Genomic DNA, 23,316 nt, shown 5'->3' on the forward strand with positions numbered 1-23,316 from the left:
GGGCGGTGCACTCCTGAACACGCAGTCCTCATAGGGCCGAGCACGGAAGTTCCCCGACCCGACCCAGGTGCGGCGGACACCCGGCACCGCGCCCGATTCCCAACCGCTGACCACCGCACCCGGTCCCGGCGCGCGAGCAGATCCACGAGGCCCAGCCCACGCCCGGTTCGTCATTCGCGTTGTCGAACGGTGCCGACGCCTTGGTCGTCTGAGCACGGGTGCCGCTCAGCGATGTGACCGTAGAGTGATCAGTAGTCGGATGCGGCCCGACGGGCTTCCCTCAGGACATGCCCCCACCCGCACGAGTTTCTCGTGTCCTGGGGGATGTTCTCGTGCTCCTGCTGCAGCTTCCTGCGGTGGACCTACTCAGACTTGATCAGCGGCGCCTGCTGCTGTCCCATCTGGCCGCGCGCTGGCTGTCTTTCAAGAAGAAGGAAGTCAGCGACGGGGAGAAGGCCGCCTGGCAGGAAAGCCTCACACAGCTGGCCAACGACCTGGTGAGCGCGGGCCGCGGTGATGTACGGATGCTCGTGGAGTGCAAGCCCGAGGGTGCTGACGCACCCGTGGATGTCGTGCTGGTGGGGCGGCATCCTGAAACAGACCGGGAATCGGTCCTGCTTGTGGAACTCAAACGGTGGAGTTCGGTCTCGCAGAGCGCGAAGAGGCCTGAGAGAGTCGCGGTGCCCGGCTATGCGAGCCCCAAGGCGCACCCCAGCGACCAACTCCAAGCCACCTATGACTTCTTCACCGGTGACGAGGGCCCGCTCAAAGGAATGCAGATCGAGTACGCAGGTCTCTCCTACCTGCACAACGCCCGCGCTTCGGATGTGGGCCCCTTGTTCTCCGCCCGCACCTCCACGGGACCGCACGCGTTGACCATCACGGCCGACACACGCGCGGATCTCCTCGACGACCTTCGGGAACGCTTCGCGGAGAGCGGAAGTGCCTCTGCTGCGGAAAGGGTCCTGCAGCGGCTGGCCATCCGAACCACACCGCTGCTCACCGCGATGTTGTCGGCGCGGGGCGAGGACACTGTGTTCACCCTGAGAGGGGAACAGCGTCGGGTGTTCCGAGACATCCGCCTTGCCGTTGAGCGTCTTCCAGTGGACGAGAAGCGCGCCGTCTTCATCGTGGAGGGAGGGGCCGGGAGCGGCAAGAGCGCGATCGGCCTGGAATTGCTGCAGCACTTCTCGGCCGCGGGACAAAGCGTGAAGTACGCCAGCGGCTCCCGAGCGTTCGACGCCGCGATGAAGAGGCACGTCGGCTACGGCGACGGAGAGTTCCAGGACCGGTTCGCCTTCTTCAGCAGCTTCATCACTCCGCCTGCGCCGCCGTTGGATCTGCTCATCTGCGACGAGGCGCACCGCCTTCGCGCGCGCTCGACGTCCCGCTACCTGCCGGAGGAGAAGTGGGGGAAACAGCCGCAGGTGGATGATCTCCTCGACGCCGCCCGCGTGACCGTCTTCCTGCTGGACGGTAGCCAGGTCGTTCGCCCCAACGAGGTGGGGACCGCGGCACTGATCAGAGAAGCCGCGGAGAACCGTCACATCACGCCCAGGATGTACGAGCTCCACAAGCAGTTCCGCTGCGGGGGCAGCGACCGCTATCGCGACTGGGTCCACGATCTCCTCGGCATCTCCAACCGGGAGGCGGACACCTGGATACCCGACGGTCTCATGCACGTCGAGGTGGCGGACAGCCCTGAGGAACTGGAGCGGATCATCCTGGAGGAGAGCGAGGCAGGAGCGAGCGCGCGTATGGTCGCGGGTTTCTGCTGGCCGTGGACGCCGCTGCGTAAGGACGGGACGCTTGAGTCCGACGTACGTATCGGAGACTGGCATCGCCCGTGGAATGTCAAGGGAGACAAACAGGGTGCGAACGACGCTCCGCCCGCCAAGCTCTGGGGGGTACGACCCGAGGGCGTCGGCCAGATCGGCTGTGTTTACAGCGCACAAGGGCTGGAGTGGGACTGGTGCGGCGTGATCATCGGCGACGACATGGTCTGGCGTGAGGACCACTGGGAGTACCGGCGCGCGGCATTGACCCGCGACAAGGAACGCGGGGTGTGGCGGGTGCGGAAGCCGGGATCCGCGGACGAGAGTATCCGTTCCAGGAACAATGAGCGGTTCGACGAATGCGTGCGCAACGCTTATCACGTGCTGATGACCCGGGCCAGCCGCGCGACGGTGTTGTACTCGACTGATATCGAGACTCAGGCATACCTGAAGAAAATGGTCGGCCCTGTCGAGGACGACGGTCTTCGCCCCACGTGGGACAGGCTTCCCCCGGAAGCACGCGCAGTCCGGCTTCCCTCGGTGCCGAAAGGCGGGCAAAAGAAGGGGAAGCAAGCGAAGGCCGGACCGCAGGATCTGCAATTGAGCTTCGAATTCCTGAGCTGACAGTGGGAGTCAGTGGTGGGGTCCGAAGACCCCACCACCCCGCGGCTAAAAACCGCAGACTCGTGCCACCGTCTGCACGAGGCTCCACAGCGCCTTGGCTGCGAGGCCGGCGGCGATACGGAGCGCGAGCTCGCGGTGCCACGTGCGCTGCGTCGGTGCGTTCTTGTCGGAGGCGATGCTCATGCAACAGCCCTTCTGCAAAGCCGCGAGGTAGCCCCCCGCCAAGGCGGTAGAACGGGTCCTGCCCTACCGGGCGGTCCACACCACCGAAGTGGCGTCCACAAGGGATGCGCTCCACTGCCGAGCCTGCAGTTCCGACCACACCTTCCGAAGAAGAGACGCGGCGCGAAGCAACCGTAGCCGAACTGCGTTGATCTTGCTGGGGTTTGCAGCCCAGCGCTGTCGGGGCTCGTATCCGCTCAGCCGGAAGTCGTCCGACTCGACCTGACCTGGGCCGACCGCCTCGCCCACCTTTCTGCTGCCAGCGGTAGATCGCTGCGCGCTTTCAGGGCTGTAGGACAGGGAGGATCCTCCGCCGCGCCTGGCCGACGCGACAATCGCGGCCCGGCTTGCCGAAGGCGGGCAGACGAGTCGGGCTGTACGCCGGGTTCTGTCACCCGATCGCCTCGCGGCGGTCGGGGAGACGGCCATCCATCTAGGACCGGCGTTGCCGCCGGTCTCGTGCGGTCTACCCGGGGACTCGGGCGGGCAGCCCTCGAACGTCCCCGCAGAAACACCGGGGTGTTTCCTTTTGACCTTGCTCCGGGTGGGGTTTACCTAGCTGCTCAGGTCGCCCTGGGCACTGGTGGTCTCTTACACCGCCGTTTCACCCTTACCCGGTGCCGAAGCGCCGGGCGGTTTGTTTTCTGTGGCACTTTCCCGCGGGTCACCCCGGGTGGCCGTTAGCCATCACCCTGCCCTGTGGAGCCCGGACGTTCCTCGGGGAGCCCTCCAAGAGGGGACTCCACGCGGCCGTCCGCCCGGCTCGTCTGCCGTGGGGACCATGTTACCGGGGCCTCGGGGCAGGATGGTTCCGCGGTCACGCGAACCGGGCCCGCCGTGGCCAGCACCGAGCCCGCCAGGATCAACAAGAAGGCCACGCCTACGCCCACAGTCAGGGGCTCGGACAGGAACAGCACCCCCGCCACCACCGCCACCGCCGGGTTGACGTACGTGATCACCGTCGCCCGCGTCGGGCCGACCTCCTTGATCAGTTCCAGGAAGGCCACGAACGCCACCGCCGTGCAGATCACCCCCAAGCCCGCCAGAGCCGCCAGGACGGAGGACGAGGGCATCGAGGAAGGCCAGGTCAGGGCCGCGCCCGGGGCGTAGACCAGGGCCGCCAGCGCCAGGCACGGTGCCGTGAGCTGGAGCGAGGGGATGTCCTTCAGCCAGCGTGCCGCTATCAGGGGGGCCGTCGCGTAGCCCACCACCGTGACCAGTACCTCCGCCATCGACTTCGCGTCACCCCCGGTAAGGTGCGGAACGGTCAGGACTCCCACGCCGGCCAACCCCAGCGCCAGGCCCGTCACCCGCCGCGCGCCCAACCGCTCCGTGTCGCCGAAGAAGCGGGCCAGCAGGACGCCGACGATCGGTACGCCCGCTATCAGCAGGCCCGCCGTCGAGCTGGAGAGGTGGCGTTCCGCGTCCGTCAGCGTGTACCAGGGGCCCATGATCTCTATGACCGCGAAGGCCAGCATGGGCAGCCAGTGCGCCCGTATCGTCCGGATCAGACCTCCCTGGCGCAGCGCGAACGGCAGCAGGAGCAGCGCGCCCAAGGCGCAGCGTACGAACACCACCATCGTCGCCGACAGCGGGGCGTCCACCGCCACTTTGATCATCAGGTAGGGGATGCCCCAGACCACTCCCATCAGGGAGAACAGGAACCAGCCGCGTGCAGTCATGCGGACATCGTCGGCGTCCTCAATGGCTCGCGTCTTGAACGCTGTTGCGGTACGCCGCCGGCGTCACCCCCAGTACGCGGCGGAACCAGCGCGTCAGGTGCGCCTGGTCCGCGAAGCCCACCAGGGCGGCCACCTCCGAGGGACGGAGGCCCGACTCCAGTAGGCCGCGCGCCCTGCCGACCCGGTACTGGGCCAGCCAGGCGTACGGCGGTATCCCCATCGTCGTCCGGAAGGCCCTGAGGAGCTGGTAGCGGGACAGGCCCAGGTCAGCGGCCAGGTCGGCCAGGGACGGGGGTGACAGCAGTTCGTCCGCCAGGCGGTCGCGGACCGCTCTCGCCACCGCCTCCGCGCCGGGGATCACGCACGTCGTCACGCGGGACGTGGAGTGACGGCCGGCCAGGGCCGTCAGCAGCCAGGGCAGACGGGACTCCGTCTCCAACGGGTCCGGGCAGACGCTGAGTTCGGAGTGCGCGGAGAGGAGGGCGGCGGCCAACTCCGGGTCGTCCAGGAGGGGCTCCCGGAAGTGCGGGGTGTCTGAAGAACCGTCCGCCAACAGGGCCGGAGCCGCGTACAGGGCGCGGTACGCGTAGCCGTCCGTGGTGTTCCCCGGGCCGCCCGTGTGCATCTCTCCCGGGGCCAGTACGACGATCGAGCCCGGGCCCGTGCGGATGTGGCCGCCCCGGTAGTCGATGAGCTCCGAGCCGCCCACGCAGACACCGATCGTGTACTCGTCGTGGGCGTGCGGGGCGTAGATGTGCTTGTCGAAGCGTGCGGTCAACAGGTCGAGCGGGGGGCCGCAACGGCCCAGCCGTGCCCGCGTCCACAGTGCTTGTTCCATACCGGCGCCGCTCCCCCTGTCACACGCTTTCAGGGTGCAACGCCGCAGCGCTCAGAGAAAGTCCGCGGTCTCCAGGTCGAAGGCGAACGGGGCAGGGAGGGCGAGCGGCTTGCCGAGGGGGCGGGTGGAGTGCTCCCGGTAGTCGTCCTTCTCCGGGTCGCCGAACAGCGTGACCGAGGCTGCGTCCCGGTCCACGAGCAGGTAGAGGGGGATGCCGCCACGGGCGTAGCAGCGGCGCTTGGCCTCACGGTCCGCCTCCGGTTTGGTCGACGTCACCTCAAGGACCATGGCGACTCCGTCGCAGGGCATCCAGGAATCGGCGCTCGCGAAAAGGTCGAGATCCAGAGGCGCCAGCGTGACGTCCGGGACGACATGGTTCTTCGGGCAGCCCTCGCCGCTTCGCAGCTTGAGGCCCCTGTTCCCGGAGAAGTCCATTTCGGTACGCGAACGCTTGATCACTTGACGAACGATCCGGCTGATGTACTTCTCGTGCTCCCCGTCCGGCGGCGGCGTCACAACGATCTCCCCCTCGATCAGTTCAGCCCGGAAACCCTCCGGGGTGTCGAGGGCCAGGAAGATCTCCAGCAGTCCCTCAGCCGGCGTGAGCGGCTCATGGGCCACGGCACTCATGTCACGCTCCTCCTTCTGTCGCTCGCCAGGCTGGGTCATCGCAAGATCACCTGTCGGTGGGATCGGGAACCGTTCCCTCGATCGTGGCACACGACCACGGCCTCGGACACGCGATCAGGCGGGCGCGAAGCGCACCTTCGCCGGGCTCGCGGACGTGCTCGGATCCGACCTCACAACCTTCACCCGCAGCCGCTCCCCCAGCGACAGCCCCTCCCCGTCGATCCGGCCGATCACCGCCGGCGTCTCCAACTGCACGGTCCCCACCGTCGGTCGGTGTTCGTCGACGTCCACCACGCACCCGTCGAACACCTCCCCCACCCGGTCCTTCAGCAGTGCCGCCTCGACGAGGTCGACGGACGCCCGTTCCGCCATGGCCGCACGGTGGCCGCCCTCGGACATCTCGCGTGGCAGCGCATCGAAAGCGGCGAGGACCCACTCCGGCACCGGCTCCCCCGCCACCGCCGCCAGGCAGATCTCCGACGCGTACCGGTCGACCAGGCGCCGCAGCGGGGCCGTGCAGTGGGCGTACGGGGCGGCCACCGCTGCGTGGGTGGTCAGGGAGGGCAGGGCGCCGTCGCGGAAGACCGTGTAACCCGCGCCCCGCAGCAGGGTCGTGCACTCCTGGAGGAAGGCCGCGTGGGAAGGGGTTCCCGGGTTCAGGGAACGGATCAGCGCCGCGTACGAGACGTGGTGCGGCCAGTCGATGTGCAGGGCGTGGGCGGTGCGGCGGAGGCGGCCCACCGCGCCGTCGGGGGCGGCGGGGAGCGTGCGGAGCACACCCGTGCCGTACGCCAGCATCAGATCCGCCGCCGCCATGCCCGTGAGCAGGGAGATCTGGGCGTTCCAGCCGTCGGCTGGCAGCCCGGCGCGGTACGTGAGCTCGTACGTGCCGTTCCGCTCGACGATCTCCTGCTCGGGGACCCGCAAGGAGATGCCCCCGCGCTCGACCTCTAGCCGTTCCCGCAGCTCGCCGACGACGCGAAGCAGCTCCAGCGGCTCCTCCGCCGTACCCGCGTCGATCTCCCGCTGCACGTTCTCGTAGTCGAGCTTGGCCCGGCTGCGGACCAGGGCGCGGCGGACCTCGGCCGTGGTCGTACGGCCTTCCGCGTCGAGGTCGATCGTCCACAGGGCGGCCGGGCGGACCTGGTCCGGGAGGAGGCTCGCGGAGCCTTCGCTGAGCAGCGGCGGGTGCAGGGGGACCTTGGTGTCCGGGAAGTACAGCGTCTGCACGCGGCGGTGGGTCTCCGCGTCCAGGGCCGAGCCGGGGACCACGAACGCGGCGACGTCGGCGATGGCGTACCGCAGGCGGTAGCCGGTGCCCCGCCGGGACAGGTGCATCGCCTGGTCGAGGTCGGTGGAGGCGGGCGGGTCGATGGTGAAGAGGGGGATGTCGGTGGCGTCGGCGTGCGCCCCGGCCCGAGCCGGCCGTTCGGCCTCGGAGAGCACCTCGGGCGGGAAGTCCGAGGGCACGTCGAGTTCGGTGCGCAGGGCGGCGAAGGCGGCGCGTAGCGGGACGTCGGTCACACGTATGCGGCGGCGGGGCATACAGCGAGGGTAAGCAGATCGGGCCCCGTACGCTGTCCGGAGCTCAACAGAAGGAGAAGTTCCGTGCTGGTCCTGCTGCCTCCCTCCGAAGGCAAGGCGTCCTCCGGTCGTGGTGCCCCGCTGAAGCTGGAGTCGCTGTCCCTGCCTGGGCTCCACGAGGGCCGGGAGGCGGTCCTCGACGCGCTCGTCGAGCTGTGCGCCGGGGACGAGGAGAAGGCCCGCGAGGTGCTGGGGCTGAGCGAGGGGCTGCGGGGCGAGGTCGCGAAGAACGTCGAACTGCGGACCGCGGGGGCGCGGCCGGCCGGGGAGATCTACACGGGTGTCCTGTACGACGCCCTCGACCTGGCCTCCCTCGACGCGGCCGCGAAGAGGCGTGCGGGGCGTTCGCTGCTCGTGTTCTCCGGGCTGTGGGGAGCGGTCCGACCGACGGACCGGATTCCGTCGTACCGCTGCTCGATGGGGGTGAAGCTGCCCGGGCTCGGGGCGCTGGGCACGCACTGGCGTGCGCCGATGGCCGCCGTCCTCGCCGAGGCCGCCGGGGACGGGCTCGTGCTCGATCTGCGGTCCTCCGCCTACGCGGCCGCGTGGAAGCCGAAGGGCGAGGTCGCGGAGCGGACGGCGACCGTACGGGTGCTGCACGCGCCGACCCGGAAGGTGGTCAGCCACTTCAACAAGGCGACGAAGGGGCGGATGGTACGGAGCCTGCTGGCGGCCGGGGTCGCTCCGAAGAAGCCGGCCGAGCTGGTCGAGGCGCTGCGGGAGCTCGGGTACGTGGTGGAGGCGTCGGCGCCCGCGAAGGCCGGGCAGGCATGGGCGCTGGACGTATTGGTGGACGAGATCCACTGAGTCGTATTGCGCAGGGTGCAATGACCTTTGCGCAAGGTGCAGCACTTGGCCATGATGACGTCATGGCCTCCTCCTCCCCTGCCCCCAGCCCTGCCTCCGTGCTCGACCTCGCGCCCGTCGTCCCGGTCGTCGTGGTCCAGGACGTCTCCGACGCCGTACCGCTCGCCCGGGCGCTGGTCGCCGGCGGGCTGCCCGCGATCGAGGTGACCCTGCGGACCCCCGTCGCCCTCGACGCGATCCGGGCCATCGCCGGGGAGGTGCCGGACGCCGTGGTCGGGGCCGGCACCGTCATCACGCCCGGGCAGGTCGCGGACTCGGTGGCGGCCGGCGCGCGCTTCCTGGTCAGTCCGGGCTGGACGGACGTACTCCTGGCGGCGATGCGGGGGGCCGGGGTGCCGTTCCTGCCAGGGGTGTCGACGGCCTCGGAGGTCGTGGCACTGCTGGAGCGGGGGGTGACGGAGATGAAGTTCTTCCCGGCGGAGGCGGCCGGCGGTACGGCCTATCTGAAGTCCCTGTCCGGGCCGTTGCCGCAGGCCCGGTTCTGTCCCACGGGCGGGATCGGGGCCGGGAACGCCCCCGACTACCTGTCGCTGCCCAACGTCGGCTGTGTGGGCGGGACTTGGATGCTGCCGCCGGACGCGGTCGCCGCCCGGGACTGGGGGCGCGTCGAGCGACTGGCCCGGGAGGCGTCCCGGCTACGGGCGCAGGTGTGAGGTGTCGTTGAGGAGCCGCACGCTCGCGTTGCCGTCGGCGTAGTACGCGACGACCGACATGGAGGCCGCCGAGAGCTCCATGCGGAACAGGGACTCGGGCGGGGCACCCAGGGCGAGACGTACGAACGTCTTGATCGGGGTGACGTGGGTGACGAGCAGGACCGTGCGGCCCGCGTACGCCGCGACGAGCTTGTCCCTGGTCGCCGCGATCCGGGTCGCCGTGGCCGCGAAGCTCTCGCCGCCGCCGGTGGGTTCGGCCTCCGGGTCGGCCAGCCAGGCGGTCAGGTCGTCCGGGTGGCGCTCGCGCACCTCGCCGAAGGTGAGGCCCTCCCAGGCGCCGAAGTCGGTCTCGACCAGGCCGTCCTCGACGGTGACCTCCAGACCGAGCCGGTCGGCCACGGCGGCGGCGGTCTGCCGGGTACGGGCCAGGGGCGAGGCGAGGATGTGCTGGATCGTGCCCCGCCTGGCCAGGGCTTCGGCCGCCCGCTCGGCCTGTTCCCTGCCGACCTCGGAGAGGGAGGGATCCGTACCGCCGCTGCCCGAGAACCGCTTCTGGGGGGTCAGCGGGGTCTCACCGTGCCGCAGGAGCACGAAGGTGGCCGGAGCGCCCATGTCGGCCGGGGCCCAACCGGGACTCGCCACGACCTTGGCGGCACGCACATCGGCCTTGGCGTCGGACAATTTCCCCGCGGCAGCGGACTGCTTCTCGGCGGCAGCCGACAGCTTCCGTACCGAACGCGCGGAACCCTCCGAGTCCATCGCCTCGTTCGCCAGCCGGTCCGCGTGCTTGTTCCGCTCGCGCGGGATCCACTCGTACGTCACCCGCCCCGGCGGGAAGATCCGCCCGGCTGCCAGGGCGAGCGGCTTCATGTCGGGGTGCTTGATCTTCCAGCGCCCCGACATCTGCTCGACGACCAGCTTGGAGTCCATGCGGACGTGCACGGCGGCGGACGGGTCCAGGTCGTGCGCGGCGCGCAGGCCCGCCAGCAGTCCCCGGTACTCGGCGACGTTGTTGGTGACGACGCCGAGGTACTCGTACGTCTCGACCAGCGTCTCCCCCGTGGCCGCGTCCAGCACCACGGAGCCGTACCCGGCGGGGCCGGGGTTGCCCCGCGAGCCGCCGTCCGCCTCGACGATGAACTCCCGCACGTCCAGGGCTCCTTACAGGCCGGACTCGGACGTGCGCACCAGGATGCGGCGGCAGTTCTCGCAGCGCACCACGGTGTCGGGCGCGGCCGCGCGGATCTCGTTGATGTCGGTGATGGCGAGCTCCTGACGGCAGCCCTGGCAGGTGCGCTGGTACAGCTTGGCCGCGCCGATGCCGCCCTGCTGCTCGCGGAGCTTGTCGTACAGCTTGAGGAGGTCGGCGGGGACGGAGCCGGCGATGACCTCGCGCTCCTTGGTCACCGAGGCGATCTCGCCGTCGAGGGTCTCGAAGGCCGCGTCCCGGCGGGCGGTCGCGTCCTCGATCTTCGACTGGACGGAGGACACCCGGCCGGTCAGCTCGGCCACCCGCTCCTGCGCGGACTCCAGGCGCTCCATGACCTCGAGGACCACGTCCTCCAGGTCGCCCTGACGCTTGGCGAGGGAGGCGATCTCGCGCTGGAGGTTCTCCAGGTCCTTGGGCGAGGTCACGGCGCCGGAGTCCAGGCGCTGCTGGTCGCGGGCGGCGCGCTGGCGCACCTGGTCCACGTCCTGCTCGGCCTTGGTCTGCTCGCGGGCGGTGTCGCTCTCCTCGGTCTGGGCGGCCACGAGCAGGTCGCGGAGCTGGGTGGCGTCCTTGGTGAGCGACTCGATCTCGGCGTGCTCGGGCAGCGACCGGCGCTTGTGGGCGAGCTGCTGGAGGCGGACGTCGAGGTCCTGGACGTCGAGGAGTCGGATCTGGTCGGCGGGCGCGGCGTTCAGTTGGGGGCTCCAGGTGAAGGGGAGTGGCTGGTCCAGGGGTCGGTGACCGTCTTGGAGACGTGCACGCGCAGGTTCCAGCCGTGGCGGTCGGAGATCTCGTCGAGCTGGGCGGCGGCCAGCTCGCACCAGGGCCACTCGGTGGCCCAGTGCGCCGCGTCGAGCAGCGCGAGGGGACTGTGGGCGCGGGCCTCCGACACGGGGTGGTGGCGCAGGTCCGCGGTGAGGAAGGCGTCGACACCGGCCGCGCGGACCTGGTCGAAGAGGCTGTCGCCGGAGCCGCCGCTGACGGCGACCGTGCGGACGGTGGCCTCGGGGTCGCCGGCGACCCGGATGCCCTGTGCGGTGGCCGGCAGGCGTTCGGCGGCCCGCGCGGCGAGCTCGCGGACGGTCGTCGGGGGGTCGAGCTCGCACACCCGGCCGAGTCCCCGACGTCCTTCCGGGTCCGTCGGGTCCGGCACCAGCGGCCGTACGACCCGCAGGTCGAGCGCGCCCGCGAGCGCGTCCGAGACACCTGGGTCGGCGGTGTCCGCGTTGGTGTGGGCCACGTGCAGCGCGATGTCGTTCTTGATGAGGGTGTGCACGACCCGGCCCTTGAAGTGCGAGGCCGCCACGGTCGTCGTGCCGCGCAGGTAGAGGGGGTGGTGGGTGACCAGCAGGTCGGCGCCCAGCGTCACCGCCTCGTCGACGATCTCCTGGACCGGGTCGACGGCGAGGAGGACCCGTGCGACCTCCTGGTCGGGGTCGCCCACGACGGTGCCGACCGCGTCCCAGGACTCGGCCCGCTCGGCGGGCCACAGGTTCTCCAGCGCGGCGATGACTTCAGACAGACGGGGCACGGGGAAAGGCTACCTGCCTGGTCTGTCCCGCTGAACCTGAGCCGCCGACGGCCGTCCCGCCCAGCACAGTCGCCCCGTTCTCCTCAGGCGAATCGTTCCTGGGCCACACCTTTGTGTGAAGCCGGAGCCCGCCCGTCCCACGTCCGTGCGTGCGAAAACTAGTTTCGTCGCCGGAGGTGACCGGACGATGACGGCCTGTGCCATCGAACCCGCGGCGGCGAACGAGGAGAACGGGGACGGGGAGACCTCACGGACGGAGCGCGCGATCACCGGGGACGGGGAGACGCCCGGCCTCACGACCTCGCGGAGCGACTTCGTGATCACCGTCGACGGCTCCTACGCGGCCCGCCTCGCCCGGGACGGCGACTCCTGGTTCCCGGAGCGCTGGACCCTGGACGGCCCCGAGCCCTACGCCGTGCCGCTGCCCGGCAACCAGCCCGAGGAGCCCGGCACGGAGGTGCAGCCGATGGCCGACGGGCGGGTGCTGATCAGGCGGTTCACGGACGGGCGGCACGCCTTCTCACTGCTCTACCCGACCGGCCCCCGCACCGGCGAGCTGCCGCTGGGCGCGGTCGAGTGCCCGGAGGAGGGCACGGTCCTGCGGCTGCTGCCGCCGGCGCCGTGCGGTGAGAAGGCGTACGCCCTCGCGGTGGGCCCGCGCTCCAGCGCCGTGTGGCTGGTGGCGGGCGGCGCCTTCGGGCCCGAGCACCTCGCGGAGGTGCCGGGGCGCTGCTCGGGCGGGGTGTGGCTGGACCGGACCGGGCGGATGCTGGCGCTGGACCGGGAGACGGGCGGGCGGACCAAGGCGGTGGTGGTCGATCTGGAGCGGGGCGGTGAGGTGTCGCCACTGCTGCAGATCGCCGACGGCAGTGACGACCGGCTGTTGCTGGCCGACCCGGACAGCGGGCTGCTGCTGATCTCCTCGGACGCGCCGTCGCCGGGGCGGGCGCGGCTGGGCTGGGGGGTGCTGGGCAGCACGCTGCCGGTGCGCTTCCCGGAGTGCCTGCGGGTGCCCGACTGCGCGGTGACGCCGTTCGCTATCCAGCCGGGGCAGGTGCTGGTGCCGGAGAGCTGCGGGGTGGCGCTGCGCGTGGACGGTCCGATGGGCAGTTGGGTGGGCGTGTGGCGGCCCGCCGCCCGCCAGGTCCAGCACCTTCCGGCGCCCGAGGGGTGGCCGGCGGGTGCCGGGCTGTGGACGGAGGGCGGCGAGCTGCTCCTGCCGTACGCCACCGCGGACACGCCGTGCGGGGTGGCGCGGTGGGCGGCGGGGAACGGGGCCCTCACCGGGGAGGCGGCGGGCCCTGGGGGAACGGGGGAAGCGGGGGGCACGGGGGCGGGGGACGCGGGCCCGGAGGATCCGGAGGGCGTCGGCGGTACGGCCGCGCGGTCGCCCGAACCGGATCCTCCGGAGCCTGTCGTGGCGCGTCCCGTGCCCTTGCAGCAGGCCCCGTTGGGCAATCTTGTAACGAAGTAGTGCCGGTTGGCCGGGCCGCCTGGAACGGCCCTGTGGTGTGCCGGTTAAAATCCCCCCGCTGTAAGAAAGATCATGTTGACGGGGTGAATTACTTCCATGAGCGACGCCAGCACGAACCAGTCGACTGCCGACGTCCAGGAGTCCACGGGCCACGGTAAGCACCGGGGTCCGGTCTCGGTCCAGGACAGCGACACGGCCCCCCGCGGCCGTCACCGCAAGTCGGTCGAGCAGACCGAGGCCGCGGCCTGAGGGCAGACGGCGACACCGGGCCCTGTCTTCCGCACGGGAGGCAGGGCCGTCGTGCGTCTACTCCCGTCTGAGGCCCAGCACTTCGGCCGCCGCGAAGGTCTCCCCCGCCGGCCGGCTCGCGTAGTGCGGGGTGAGCAGCGCGTCCAGTTCGTCGTAGGTGAAGGTGTCCTGCTTGCTGTCGAACTTGGCCTGCACCCGCGGCCGTTCGACGACGGCGATCATCCCTCCGTGCACGACGACGAGCTGGCCGTTGACGCGCTCGGCGGCCGGCGAGGCCAAGTAGCCGACCAGCGGGGCGACATGCTCTGGTGCGAGCGGGTCGAGTCCCGACTCGGGCTGTTCCAGGCCGGCGAAGACGTCCTCGGTCATCCGGGTGCGGGCGCGCGGGCAGATGGCGTTGGCGGTGACGCCGTACTTGGCGAGCGCGAGGGCCGTCGAGGTGGTGAGCCCGACGATCCCGCCCTTGGCCGCCGCGTAGTTGGGCTGTCCGGCGGACCCGGCGAGGAACGCCTCGGAGGAGGTGTTCACGATACGGCCGTACACCGGCCCGCCGGCCGCCTTGGACCGCTCCCGCCAGTGCGCGGCCGCGAACCGGGTGGTGTTGAAGTGGCCCTTGAGGTGGACCCGGATCACGGCGTCCCACTCGCCCTCGGTCATGGAGAAGACCATGCGGTCGCGGAGGATGCCGGCGTTGTTGACGAGGATGTCGAGCCTGCCGAACTCGGTGATCGCCAACTCCGTCAGCTCGCCCGCCTGTTGGTGGTCGGCCACGTCCCCGGTGTGGGCGACGGCCTGTCCGCCCGCGGCCCGGATCTCCTCGGCCACCCGCTCGGCGGGGCCCGCGGAGGCCGCACCCGAACCGTCCCTGCCGGGTTGGCCGTAGTCGTTGACGACCACGGCCGCGCCGAGCCGGGCCAGTTCCAGCGCCTCGGCCCGGCCCAGTCCCCGGCCGGCCCCGGTGACGATCGCCGCGAGCCCTCCCAGTGGTTTCGTGGCCATCGCGGCGCTCAGATCTCGATGCACGTACGCAGGGAGCTTCCGGTGCGCATCTGGTCGAGCGCCTCGTTGATCTCGTTCAGCGGCACCCGGTGGGTGATCAGGCCGTCCAGGTCGACGCGGCCGGCCCGCCACAGGGCGATGGTCCGCTCGTAGGAGCGCAGCACGTCCCCGCCGCCGTACAGGGAGGGCAGGATGCGCTTCTCGTCGAAGAACAGCTCGAACATGTTGAGCTGGAGGTTGTCGTCCATGGCGCCCGCGCCGACGACCACGAGGGTGCCGCCGCGCCGGGTCGTCTCGTACGCCGTCCTCGCGGTCGCCGACTTCCCGACGACCTCGAAGACGTAGTCGAAGCCCTCGCCCGCGGTCACCTGCTGCTTGGCGTCGGCGAGCTCGTCCGGGGAGACGGCCCGGGTGGCGCCGAACTCCAGGGCGGCCTCGCGGCGCGAGGCGACCGGGTCGACGGCGACGATCTCGGCGGCGCCCTTGAGGCGGGCGCCCTGGATCGCGGAGATGCCGACGCCGCCGCAGCCGATGACGGCGACCGACGAACCGGCTTCCATGTCGGCGGTGTTGAGGGCGGCACCGAGTCCGGTGGTGACCCCGCAGCCGATCAGGGCCGCGATGTCGAAGGGCACGTCGTCGGGGATCGGCACCGCGCAGCCCGCGTCGACGACGACCTCCTCGGCGAAGGTGCCGGTGCCCGCGAAGCCGAAGACGTCCCCGCCGGGGCGGCGGAAGTTGGGGGTGCCCGCGTTCATGAAGCCGGCCAGGCACAGCTCGGTCTGGCCGCGCCTGCACGCGGGGCAGGCGCCGCAGGCGGGCAGCCAGCACACGACGACCCGGTCGCCCGCCTTCAAGTGGCTGACGCCTTCGCCTACTTCGACGATCTCGCCCGCGCCCTCGTGTCCGGGCACGAAGGGTGCCGGCTGCGGGAGGACCCCGGCCATCGCGGACAGGTCCGAGTGGCACAGCCCGGCCGCCCGTATCCGGATCCGTACCCTGCCGGGTCCGAAGCCCACCGCCTCGACGTCGTCTAGGACCTCGAGCTTTTCCTGGCCGATCTCGTGCAGTACGGCTGCGCGCATGGTGCGGGCTCCCCTCGTACGGCGTGCTGGGTTCAGGAGTGTTCGACGGTGGTGTCGGCGAGGACGGGCGCGTCGTCGCGCTCCACGGCGCTGACGGCGACCCGCGTGGACTCCGGCGTGTGCCACATCCGGATCCGCAGGGTCTCGCCCGGGTACACGACCCCGGCGAACCGGGTGACGTACGACCGCACCCGGGTCACGTCGCCGCCGAGCAGGGTGTCGACGACCGCCTTGAGCGTGATGCCGTAGGTGCACAGGCCGTGCAGGATGGGCCGGTCGAACCCGGCGACCTTGGCGAACTCGGGGTCGGCGTGCAGCGGGTTCCAGTCGCCGGAGAGGCGGTAGAGCAGGGCATGGTCCTCGCGGACGGGGCGCTCCACGGTCCGGTCGGGTGCGCCGGTGGGGGGTTCGAGTCGGGCGGAGGGGCCGCGGTCGCCGCCCCAGCCGCCCTCCCCCCGTACGAAGATCTGGGCGTCGTTGGTCCACAACGGGCCCTCGGTGTCGGCGACTTCGGTGCGCATGACCAGGACGGCCGCCTTGCCCTTGTCGTACACGGCGGCGATGCGGTGGGTGGCGGTGGCGGTGCCCTGGACGGGCAGCGGGCGGTGGACGACCAGCGACTGGCCGCCGTGCAGGACCCTGGCGAGGTCGACCTCGACGCCGGGCATGGACAGCCCGCTGATCACTCCGGGCGATCCGGAGCCCGCGACCGTGGCGAAGCTCGGCAGCACGTGCAGCCGGGACTCGAGGGTGTAGCGCAGTTCGTCGGGGTCGGTGGCGGGGTTCGGTGTGTCGGGACGCGAACCCGCCCCGATGCCCAGGTGGTAGAGCTGGACGTCCTTGGAGTTCCAGGAGATCTCGCCGGTCCGGGGTTCGGCGGCGAGGGCCTTGGCTGCGTCGATGGGCATACGGCTCCTCACAGGGGCTCGGTCAAGACCTCGGTACGGCCGTCCGCACCGTCGGCCGCACCGAGGTCGTCACGGGCCGATCTAGAACGCGTTCCAGTCCGGCGCCCTCTGTATAGCCGAGCCCAACGCAGTTGTGAAGACTCCTGACGGTGTGTCAGGTAAGCGGGTCCGCGACGCTCCCGGCACCCGTGACATTTGTCCTGCCGGATTCCGTACCGGCGCATCTGCCGGGAGGGCGGGCCGGGTTCGTAGCGTCGTGGGTGTGCGTCGCTTCGTACGCTGTCCTGTCGTCCCGGCCGCACGCCGGGAGCCGCTGAGCGGAGGAACGGTCATGTCCTGGTCCCGCAAGCTCTCGTGCCGCGTGGACGAGATCCGTGAGGAGGTGCGTGAGGCGCGGCGGAACCAGCGGTACTACCAGGAGAACAAGCAGCGCCTGAAGGCCGAGTACCGGGCGGCCGAGCGGTCCGGGGACGTGCACCCGCAGGCGGGTCTGGGCAGCGGGTTCGGGCTGCTGCCGTGGCTGCTGATGGGGATGGGCGCCTTCTCGAACCTCTTCCAGGGCGAGACCCCGAACCCCTGGGTCGGCGGCCTCGGCCTGCTCACCTTCAACTCGCTCTACGTCTACGTCGCCTTCCGCGCCTTCCGCAAGGAGACCCGGGAGGCGACCTCCACCCGGGTGGCGTTGGTGGTGATGGGGCTGGTGACCTGCGGTCTGGCGATGACGTACGGCGGCAACTGGCTGCTGTTCTTCCCCCTGTTGGGGCTCGCGACGGGCGCGGTCGTGCGGCTGCCGCACCTGCGGTGGGCGGGGGCGGTCGTGACCGTGGTCGCGGGTGCGGCCTCCGTCCTCCGCGACGGCTGGGGCGGACTCGACACCGCGTACGCCACGTGGATCTCCACGATGGTGACGGCCGCGATCATGTCCCTGTCCGCAGCGGTACGGCAGTTGCGCGAGGCCCGCGAGGAACTGGCCCGGCGCGCGGTCGAGGAGGAGCGGCTGCGGTTCTCCCGCGATCTGCACGACCTGCTCGGGCACACGCTGTCGGTGATCGTGGTCAAGTCGGAGGCGGCCCGGCGGCTCGCCCCGCGCGACCTGGACGCGGCGCTCGGGCAGGTCCGCGACATCGAGTCGGTCGGCCGCCAGGCGCTCACCGAGATCCGCGAGGCGGTGACCGGCTACCGCGAGGGCAGCCTCAGCACCGACCTCGACCGGTCCGCCTCGGCCCTGCGCGCCGCGGGCATCGACCCGGTCGTCCACCGCTCCGGCCCCCCGCTCACCGCCCGGACCGAGGTCCTGCTGGGCTGGGTGATCCGCGAGGCGGTGACCAACGTGATCCGGCACAGCGGGGCACGGCGGTGCGAGATCTCGGTACGGGGGGCGGCGGAACGGGTGACGGTGTCGATTTGGGATGACGGTCGGGGGGTGGGGGCGGGCGTTCCTGGAGGCGACGGGCGGGGGGCGGGCGTGGAGGTACGCCTTCCCGAGGGTGACGGTACGGACCCAGCGACGGCGGCCGGGGTCGAACCGGTGTGGGCGGTACGCAGTCCGGGCATCGGCGGCACCGGCCTGATCGGCCTCGCGGAGCGACTGGCCGCGGCGGGCGGACGCCTGGAGGCGGGGCCGCGGGCACAGGGAGGGTTCGCTGTGCGGGCCGAGTTGCCGACCGAGTCGGCAGAGCCGGTGCCGGCCGACGAGTCGGCGGACACCACGGGCCGGATCGGCGGGGCGGCATGGTGACGGCTGTTGGACAGGGCCGGCCGCGCTTCTCGCCTCGACAGGATCGGGCGCGCGAACGCAGCACAAGCAGACCCTCGCACTCCACCCCGCACGCACATCGCGCGCGTCACCGCAGCAGAAACGCACCCCCTCCACCCACCGTCCCGCGTCCTACCCTTGGCCCGTGAACGAGATGCCGCGGGATCATCGGGCCGCCAAGTCCATTCGTGTGCTGCTCGCCGAGGATCAGGGGATGATGCGCGGGGCGCTCGCGCTGTTGCTGGGGATGGAGCCGGACATCCAGGTCGTGGCCCAGGTCGCGGCGGGCGACGCGATCGTGGACGCGGCCCTCGTGCACCGCCCCGACGTGGCCCTGCTCGACATCGAGCTGCCGGGGATGAGCGGACTGGACGCCGCCGCCGAGCTGCGCGACCAGGCGCCGGACTGCCGGGTGTTGATCCTGACCACCTTCGGGAGGCCCGGCTATCTGCGCCGGGCCATGGAGGCGGGTGCCGCCGGCTTCCTCGTCAAGGACGGTCCCGTCGAGGAGTTGGCCGCCGCGATCCGCCGGGTGCTGACCGGCGAGACCGTGATCGACCCCGCCCTCGCCGCGGCCGCGCTCAGCGCCGGACCGAACCCGCTCACCGCGCGGGAGTGCGACGTCCTCCGGGCCTCCGTGGACGGCGCGACGGTGGCCGACATCGCCGACCGGCTCCACCTCTCCGAGTCCACCGTCCGCAACTACCTCTCGGCCGCCATCGGCAAGACCGGCACCCGCAACCGGATGGAGGCGGTACGGGAGGCCCGGCAGCAGGGATGGCTGTGAGCCCCGCCGCCCACGGGCCGGACCGAGCGTGCTCTCACCCCGCCAGGCCCTCCTCGGCAGCCGACATCAGCCCGAGGCCGGCACCCCCGCCCCCACAGACGTGACTGCGAGCCCCACCACCCCCGAGCCGAACCCACCACCCCCTCACCCCGCCGAAACCCGCCTCGGCAACCACACCAACACCAGCGCCACCGCCACGACCAGCACCCCCCGTCCCCGCACGCGTGCTGTGAGCCCACCGCCCACGGCCGGACCGAGCGGGCCCTGACCCCGCCACGATCCTCCTCGGCAGCCGACATCAGCCTCACCGCCAAAGCCAGCACCCCCGCCCCCACAGACGTGACCGGGCGCCCCACCACCCCCGAGCCGAACCCACCACCCCCTCACCCCGCCGAAACCCGCCTCGGCAACCACACCAGCATCAGCACCACCGCCAAGGCCAGCACCCCCGTCCCCACCCGGAACGCCAGTGCGTAGCCCTCCGTCAGGGCCTGCGGCGAGTCCGTACCCGCCGTGCGGGCCGCCGCCAGGGTCGACAGGACCGCGAGGCCCAGCGAACCGCCCATCGTGCGCGAGGTGTTGATCAGGCCCGACACCAGCCCGGCCTCCCCCGGCGCCGCCCCCGACGTGGCCAGCGAGGCGAGCGGGGTCGAGGCGAGGCCCGCGCCCAGCATCATCAGGACCCCGGGTCCCATGATCGAGGTGAGGTAGCCGCCGTCGGAGGTCATCGTCGACTGCCAGCCGTAGCCGGCCAGCGAGACGAGCGTCCCCAGGGCCGCCACCCGGCGCGCTCCGAGCCCGTGCATGAGGCGGGGCGCGAGCTTGGAGCCGAGCACGATCGCCAGGGAGCTCGGCAGCATGGACAGACCGGCTTCGAGCGGGGAGTAGCCGAGGACGTTCTGGGCGTAGAGCGTGATGAAGTACCACGTGCAGAACAGGGCGGCCCCGCTCAGGAACATCGCCGCGTTCGCCGACGCCACCGCCCGCACCCTGAGCAGTCCGAGCGGCATCAGCGGGGCCGCCGTACGCGACTCGACGACGAGGAAGCCCCCGATCAGCGCGAGCCCGACGGCCAGCGGGACCAGGGTGGCGGCCGCCGTCCACCCCTCGGCCTCGGTCTGCGAGATGCCGTACGCCAGCACCGCGAGGCCCCCGGTGACCAGCAGCGCTCCGGGCAGGTCGAGGCGTCGGCGGGCCCCGCCCCGGCTCTCGGTCAGCCACAGCAGGGAGCCCAGCAGGACCACCGCGCCGACCGGCACGTTGATCAGCAGCACCCAGCGCCAGGACAGGGTGTCGACGAGGAGTCCGCCGAAGAAGCCGCCGGCCGCGCCGCCGCCCGCGCCGACGGCCGTCCAGGTGGCGATGGCCCGGGCCCGCGCGGGCCCCTCGGGGACGGCCGACGTGACGATCGTCAGGGTCGCCGGGGCCAGCACCGCCGCGCCGAGGCCCTGCACGGCACGGGCGAGCAGCAGTTCGCCGCCCTGCTGGGCGAGGCCGCCGGCCAGTGAGGCCACGGTGAACAGTCCGAGGCCGACGAGGAACATCCGCTTGCGGCCGTAGAGGTCACCGGCCCGGCCGCCGAGGAGCATGAACCCGGCGAAGGCGATGGAGTAGGCGTTCACGACCCACTGCAGGCCGGACTCGCTCATGCCGAGGTCGGCGCGTATGGACGGCAGCGCCACGTTGACGACCGACACGTCGAGGACGACCAGGAACTGGCCCGCGCACGCGAGCGCCACGACCAGCCAGGCGGGGGGCGCGGAACGGACACGAGGGGGTCTGCGGGTGGCGTCAGCGGCTTCGAGCATGACGGTCATGGTCTCAACCCGGTGCGACTTCCCCAAGAGAATATAAAGAAATCGTTAGTACGCCGAAGCATCGGAATAGTTGCCCATGCATACGTAGTTCAAGCCACACGTAAGCCGATCTTCCAGGCCCGGAGGCCTCCCTCACATGACGCACACGCCGATCGACCAGCCCACCCGGAGAGCGTCCGGCGCTGTCGTCCCGGTGCTCGCCTTCGCGGGCATCGTGGTCGCGGTGATGCAGACCCTGCTCGTCCCGGTCATCAAGGACCTGCCGCAACTGCTGGACACCGAGCCCAGCAATGCCACCTGGGTCCTGACGTCCACCCTGCTCTCGGGCGCCGTCGCGACCCCGATCATGGGCCGCCTCGGCGATCTGTACGGCAAGCGCCGCATGCTGATCGCGAGCCTCGCCGTGATGGTGGTCGGCGCGCTGGTCAGCGCGTTCACCAGCACCCTGCTCCCCATGATCGCCGGCCGCACCCTCCAGGGCTTCGCCATGGGCGCGATCCCCCTCGGCATCGGCCTGATGCGCGACATGCTGCCCCGCGAGAAGCTCGGCTCGGCCATGGCCCTGATGAGCTCCTCGATCGGCGTCGGCGGCGGACTCGCCCTGCCGCTCGCGGCCCTGATCGCGCAGCACGCCGACTGGCACGCCCTCTTCTACGGCGCGGCCGGTCTCGGCGCCCTCTCGATCGCCCTCACCCTCATCGTCGTACCGGAGTCCCCGGCCCGCGCCGAGGGCACCTTCGACGTGCTGGGCGCGCTCGGCCTCTCCACCGGCCTGGTCCTCTTCCTGCTCCCGATCACCAAGGGCAGCGACTGGGGCTGGACCTCGGGCACCACGCTCGGCCTGTTCGCCGCCTCCGCGGCCGTCCTGCTGCTGTGGGGCGTCATGGAGCTGCGGGTGAAGGCCCCGCTGGTCGACCTGCGCACCACGGCCCGCCCGGCGGTCCTCTTCACCAACCTGGCGTCGATCATGGTGGGTGTCTCCTTCTACGTCGTCTCGCTCGTCCTGCCCCAGCTCCTCCAGCTCCCGAAGGCGACCGGCTACGGCCTCGGCCAGTCGATGGTCACCGCGGGTCTGCTGGTCGCCCCGCTCGGCCTGACGATGATGTTCACGGCGCCGGTGTACGCCCGCCTCTCCGCGAAGTACGGCCCCAAGGTCACCCTCATCCTCGGCATGCTGATCATCGCGATCGGCTACGGCGCCGGCCTCGGCCTCATGAGCGCGGCCTGGCAGAGCCTGGTGATCGCGGTCGTGCTGGGCGCGGGCATCGGCCTCGCGTACTCCTCCCTCCCCGCACTGATCGTCGGCGCGGTCCCGGCGTCGGAGACGGGCGCGGCGAACGGCCTCAACACGCTGATGCGCTCCATCGGTACGTCCGTGTCCAGCGCGGTGATCGGGATGGTGCTGGCGAACACCGCGAACAACGTCGGCGGCGTCGCCGTACCGACCATGCACGGCTTCCGGGTGTCCTTCCTCATCGCGACCGGCGCGGTGGCCGTAGGACTGCTCATGGCGCTGTTCCTGCCGAAGGCGAACCGCGCGCCGCAGCTCCGGGCCAGCAGCGAGGAGGAGGCGAACCTGGAGCGTGCCGAGGAGGTGCTGCGGGGCTTCCGCGGCCGTGTCCTGGACGCGTCCGGCGCTCCGGTCGCCCGGGCCAAGGTCACCCTGATCGACCGGCGCGGCCGGCAGGCGGGGGCCACGCTCTCCGACGACGACGGCACGTACGCCCTCACCGTCCCCGCCCAGGGCGCCTACGTCCTCGCCGCCCGCGCCGCCGGCCACGGCCCCCTGGCCTCCTCGGCCACCCACGCCGGCGAACCCCACGCGATCGACCTGGACCTGTCCCTCCCCAGGGGGACGATCACGGCCTGACCGCTCCCCGAGGACCCACATGGCACCCCCGTCCCGGGCTCGGGGCGGGGGTGCGGTGCGTCAGCGCCCCGGACGGGCGTAGGGCCTGAGGCCCGCCTGCCGTCTCCGGACCCGGGCAGGCCAGCAGCCGTCGCGTCGCCGGCGTGGGCTGGGCGGGGATCACGGCTGACGGAGGGCCGAGGGCGGCGGAGCCCGCGGGCGAAGGGCGCCCGGCGGGGTCGGTTGACGTGGGAACCGCCGAGGGCCACGGGGCAGGGCCCCACGCCCAGGAGGGCGAACGGCGGACTGGGGCAACGGACGGCGGCTGACGGAGTCGGCTGACGCCGGGACGGCAGAAGCGGCGGACGGCCGCCGACGGAGTGGCCTATCCCCGGGACGGCAGAAGCGGCGGACGGCCGCTGACGGAGTCGCCTGACGCAGGGACGGCAGGGACGACCGACGGCCGCCGACGGAGTCGCCTGACCCCGGGACGGCAGAAGCGGCGGACGGCCGCCGACGGAGTCGCCTGACGCAGGGACGGCAGGGACGACCGACGGCGGCTGACGGAGCCGCCTGACCCCGGGGCGGCAGGGGTAACGGACGGCGGCTGACAGGAGTCGGCTGACGCCGGGACGGCAGGGGCGGCGGGCGGCTGGAGGTCAGCGGACGCCAGGACGACGGCCGATCGACGAGCCGCGGCGCCGGTACGGCCGACGGGGGGCATAGCCCGGCCGGCGTCCCGCCCCCGACAGACGACCGCCCCCGCTACGGCCCCC

General features: G+C 71.8%; 19 protein-coding genes, 1 other RNA gene and 1 pseudogene. 8 read left to right on the forward strand and 13 right to left on the reverse strand.

Translation table 11 applies throughout. The features are described 5' to 3' along the window. Positions 1-332: 332 nt before the first annotated feature. Positions 333-2,399: a DUF2075 domain-containing protein gene (locus tag ACZ66S_RS00555; protein ID WP_469898636.1), complete on the forward strand. Its 2,067-nt coding sequence runs from the start codon at positions 333-335 to the stop codon at positions 2,397-2,399. A gap of 45 nt (positions 2,400-2,444) precedes the next feature. Here ACZ66S_RS00555 and ACZ66S_RS00560 read toward each other — a convergent pair whose 3' ends face one another. The 6 genes and pseudogenes from ACZ66S_RS00560 to ACZ66S_RS00585 all read right to left on the reverse strand — a co-directional run bounded on the left by ACZ66S_RS00560 (position 2,445) and on the right by ACZ66S_RS00585 (position 7,316). Further along, a complete protein-coding gene (locus ACZ66S_RS00560; protein ID WP_469898637.1) occupies positions 2,445-2,582 on the reverse strand; it encodes a hypothetical protein in 138 nt (45 codons plus the stop codon). 400 nt (positions 2,583-2,982) lie between these two features. Beyond that, an RNA gene (rnpB, locus tag ACZ66S_RS00565) (RNase P RNA component class A) lies at positions 2,983-3,387 on the reverse strand. A 133-nt stretch (positions 3,388-3,520) separates the two neighbouring features. Continuing rightward, positions 3,521-4,303, reverse strand: a pseudogene (locus ACZ66S_RS00570) (DMT family transporter); the annotation flags it as partial. Between the two features lie 19 nt (positions 4,304-4,322). Then, the gene (locus ACZ66S_RS00575) at positions 4,323-5,141 is read right to left on the reverse strand and encodes a helix-turn-helix domain-containing protein (protein ID WP_469898638.1); all 819 of its coding nucleotides are present in this window, start codon (positions 5,139-5,141) and stop codon (positions 4,323-4,325) included. A 51-nt stretch (positions 5,142-5,192) separates the two neighbouring features. Beyond that, on the reverse strand, positions 5,193-5,771 hold the full coding sequence (locus tag ACZ66S_RS00580) for a Uma2 family endonuclease (protein ID WP_469898639.1): 579 nt from the start codon (positions 5,769-5,771) through the stop codon (positions 5,193-5,195). A gap of 114 nt (positions 5,772-5,885) precedes the next feature. Then, complete coding sequence (locus tag ACZ66S_RS00585) at positions 5,886-7,316, reverse strand: RNB domain-containing ribonuclease (protein WP_469898640.1); 1,431 nt, start codon at positions 7,314-7,316, stop codon at positions 5,886-5,888. Between the two features lie 63 nt (positions 7,317-7,379). On the opposite strand from ACZ66S_RS00585, the gene yaaA reads away from it, so the two are divergent. Further along, positions 7,380-8,162, forward strand: a complete 783-nt coding sequence (gene yaaA / locus ACZ66S_RS00590) for a peroxide stress protein YaaA (protein WP_469898641.1) — start codon at positions 7,380-7,382, stop codon at positions 8,160-8,162. A 62-nt stretch (positions 8,163-8,224) separates the two neighbouring features. Then, the gene (gene eda / locus ACZ66S_RS00595; protein WP_469898642.1) at positions 8,225-8,875 is read left to right on the forward strand and encodes a bifunctional 4-hydroxy-2-oxoglutarate aldolase/2-dehydro-3-deoxy-phosphogluconate aldolase; all 651 of its coding nucleotides are present in this window, start codon (positions 8,225-8,227) and stop codon (positions 8,873-8,875) included. Here the strand turns inward: eda and ACZ66S_RS00600 are convergent. From ACZ66S_RS00600 to ACZ66S_RS00610, 3 genes are read right to left on the reverse strand one after another with little or no spacing between them, the layout of a single operon-like run. Continuing rightward, the gene (locus tag ACZ66S_RS00600) at positions 8,858-10,024 is read right to left on the reverse strand and encodes a bifunctional RNase H/acid phosphatase (RefSeq protein ID WP_469898644.1); all 1,167 of its coding nucleotides are present in this window, start codon (positions 10,022-10,024) and stop codon (positions 8,858-8,860) included. The two genes, eda and ACZ66S_RS00600, sit on opposite strands and share 18 nt — an antisense overlap. A gap of 12 nt (positions 10,025-10,036) precedes the next feature. Further along, positions 10,037-10,780: a zinc ribbon domain-containing protein gene (locus ACZ66S_RS00605; protein ID WP_469899646.1), complete on the reverse strand. Its 744-nt coding sequence runs from the start codon at positions 10,778-10,780 to the stop codon at positions 10,037-10,039. Further along, complete coding sequence (locus ACZ66S_RS00610) at positions 10,777-11,616, reverse strand: Nif3-like dinuclear metal center hexameric protein (RefSeq protein WP_469898645.1); 840 nt, start codon at positions 11,614-11,616, stop codon at positions 10,777-10,779. The genes ACZ66S_RS00605 and ACZ66S_RS00610 overlap by 4 nt, the downstream gene beginning before the upstream one ends. Positions 11,617-11,803: 187 nt before the next feature. Between ACZ66S_RS00610 and ACZ66S_RS00615 the strand changes: the two genes are divergently transcribed. Next, positions 11,804-13,090 (forward strand): hypothetical protein, encoded by a 1,287-nt coding sequence (locus ACZ66S_RS00615; protein ID WP_469898646.1) that lies wholly within the window; start codon positions 11,804-11,806, stop codon positions 13,088-13,090. A 96-nt stretch (positions 13,091-13,186) separates the two neighbouring features. After that, the gene (locus ACZ66S_RS00620; protein ID WP_020116022.1) at positions 13,187-13,339 is read left to right on the forward strand and encodes a hypothetical protein; all 153 of its coding nucleotides are present in this window, start codon (positions 13,187-13,189) and stop codon (positions 13,337-13,339) included. A 57-nt stretch (positions 13,340-13,396) separates the two neighbouring features. Here the strand turns inward: ACZ66S_RS00620 and ACZ66S_RS00625 are convergent, their stop codons facing one another. The 3 genes from ACZ66S_RS00625 to ACZ66S_RS00635 are packed head-to-tail and all read right to left on the reverse strand — an operon-like array spanning position 13,397 to position 16,331. Next, on the reverse strand, positions 13,397-14,338 hold the full coding sequence (locus ACZ66S_RS00625; RefSeq protein ID WP_469898649.1) for a 3-oxoacyl-ACP reductase: 942 nt from the start codon (positions 14,336-14,338) through the stop codon (positions 13,397-13,399). 8 nt (positions 14,339-14,346) lie between these two features. Continuing rightward, positions 14,347-15,423, reverse strand: a complete 1,077-nt coding sequence (locus ACZ66S_RS00630; RefSeq protein ID WP_469898650.1) for a Zn-dependent alcohol dehydrogenase — start codon at positions 15,421-15,423, stop codon at positions 14,347-14,349. A gap of 32 nt (positions 15,424-15,455) precedes the next feature. Next, on the reverse strand, positions 15,456-16,331 hold the full coding sequence (locus tag ACZ66S_RS00635; protein WP_469898651.1) for a MaoC/PaaZ C-terminal domain-containing protein: 876 nt from the start codon (positions 16,329-16,331) through the stop codon (positions 15,456-15,458). Positions 16,332-16,662: 331 nt separating this feature from the next. On the opposite strand from ACZ66S_RS00635, the gene ACZ66S_RS00640 reads away from it, so the two are divergent. Beyond that, on the forward strand, positions 16,663-18,069 hold the full coding sequence (locus tag ACZ66S_RS00640) for a sensor histidine kinase (RefSeq protein ID WP_469898652.1): 1,407 nt from the start codon (positions 16,663-16,665) through the stop codon (positions 18,067-18,069). 172 nt (positions 18,070-18,241) lie between these two features. Next, positions 18,242-18,874 carry a response regulator gene (locus tag ACZ66S_RS00645; protein ID WP_469899648.1) on the forward strand — a complete coding sequence of 211 codons (633 nt, stop codon included), beginning with the start codon at positions 18,242-18,244 and terminating at the stop codon, positions 18,872-18,874. 383 nt (positions 18,875-19,257) lie between these two features. Here the strand turns inward: ACZ66S_RS00645 and ACZ66S_RS00650 are convergent, their stop codons facing one another. Further along, positions 19,258-20,691 carry an MFS transporter gene (locus tag ACZ66S_RS00650; RefSeq protein ID WP_469898653.1) on the reverse strand — a complete coding sequence of 478 codons (1,434 nt, stop codon included), beginning with the start codon at positions 20,689-20,691 and terminating at the stop codon, positions 19,258-19,260. A gap of 136 nt (positions 20,692-20,827) precedes the next feature. Here ACZ66S_RS00650 and ACZ66S_RS00655 point away from each other — a divergent pair, with 136 nt between their 5' ends. Further along, the gene (locus ACZ66S_RS00655) at positions 20,828-22,561 is read left to right on the forward strand and encodes an MFS transporter (RefSeq protein ID WP_469898654.1); all 1,734 of its coding nucleotides are present in this window, start codon (positions 20,828-20,830) and stop codon (positions 22,559-22,561) included. The last annotated feature ends 755 nt before the right edge of the window (positions 22,562-23,316 follow it).

It is taken from the genome of Streptomyces sp. NPDC107471 (assembly GCF_055582845.1).

Bases quoted from the DNA above. Each gene is read 5' to 3' on its own strand.
- eda (WP_469898642.1), top strand. From the start codon at position 8,225: ATGGCCTCCTCCTCCCCTGCCCCCAGCCCTGCCTCCGTGCTCGACCTC.
- ACZ66S_RS00630 (WP_469898650.1), bottom strand. From the start codon at position 15,423: ATGCGCGCAGCCGTACTGCACGAGATCGGCCAGGAAAAGCTCGAGGTC.
- ACZ66S_RS00645 (WP_469899648.1), top strand. From the start codon at position 18,242: ATGCCGCGGGATCATCGGGCCGCCAAGTCCATTCGTGTGCTGCTCGCC.
- ACZ66S_RS00615 (WP_469898646.1), top strand. From the start codon at position 11,804: ATGACGGCCTGTGCCATCGAACCCGCGGCGGCGAACGAGGAGAACGGG.
- ACZ66S_RS00585 (WP_469898640.1), bottom strand. From the start codon at position 7,316: ATGCCCCGCCGCCGCATACGTGTGACCGACGTCCCGCTACGCGCCGCC.
- ACZ66S_RS00650 (WP_469898653.1), bottom strand. From the start codon at position 20,691: ATGACCGTCATGCTCGAAGCCGCTGACGCCACCCGCAGACCCCCTCGT.
- ACZ66S_RS00575 (WP_469898638.1), bottom strand. From the start codon at position 5,141: ATGGAACAAGCACTGTGGACGCGGGCACGGCTGGGCCGTTGCGGCCCC.
- ACZ66S_RS00640 (WP_469898652.1), top strand. From the start codon at position 16,663: ATGTCCTGGTCCCGCAAGCTCTCGTGCCGCGTGGACGAGATCCGTGAG.
- ACZ66S_RS00620 (WP_020116022.1), top strand. From the start codon at position 13,187: ATGAGCGACGCCAGCACGAACCAGTCGACTGCCGACGTCCAGGAGTCC.
- ACZ66S_RS00635 (WP_469898651.1), bottom strand. From the start codon at position 16,331: ATGCCCATCGACGCAGCCAAGGCCCTCGCCGCCGAACCCCGGACCGGC.
- ACZ66S_RS00625 (WP_469898649.1), bottom strand. From the start codon at position 14,338: ATGGCCACGAAACCACTGGGAGGGCTCGCGGCGATCGTCACCGGGGCC.
- ACZ66S_RS00655 (WP_469898654.1), top strand. From the start codon at position 20,828: ATGACGCACACGCCGATCGACCAGCCCACCCGGAGAGCGTCCGGCGCT.
- ACZ66S_RS00580 (WP_469898639.1), bottom strand. From the start codon at position 5,771: ATGAGTGCCGTGGCCCATGAGCCGCTCACGCCGGCTGAGGGACTGCTG.
- ACZ66S_RS00560 (WP_469898637.1), bottom strand. From the start codon at position 2,582: ATGAGCATCGCCTCCGACAAGAACGCACCGACGCAGCGCACGTGGCAC.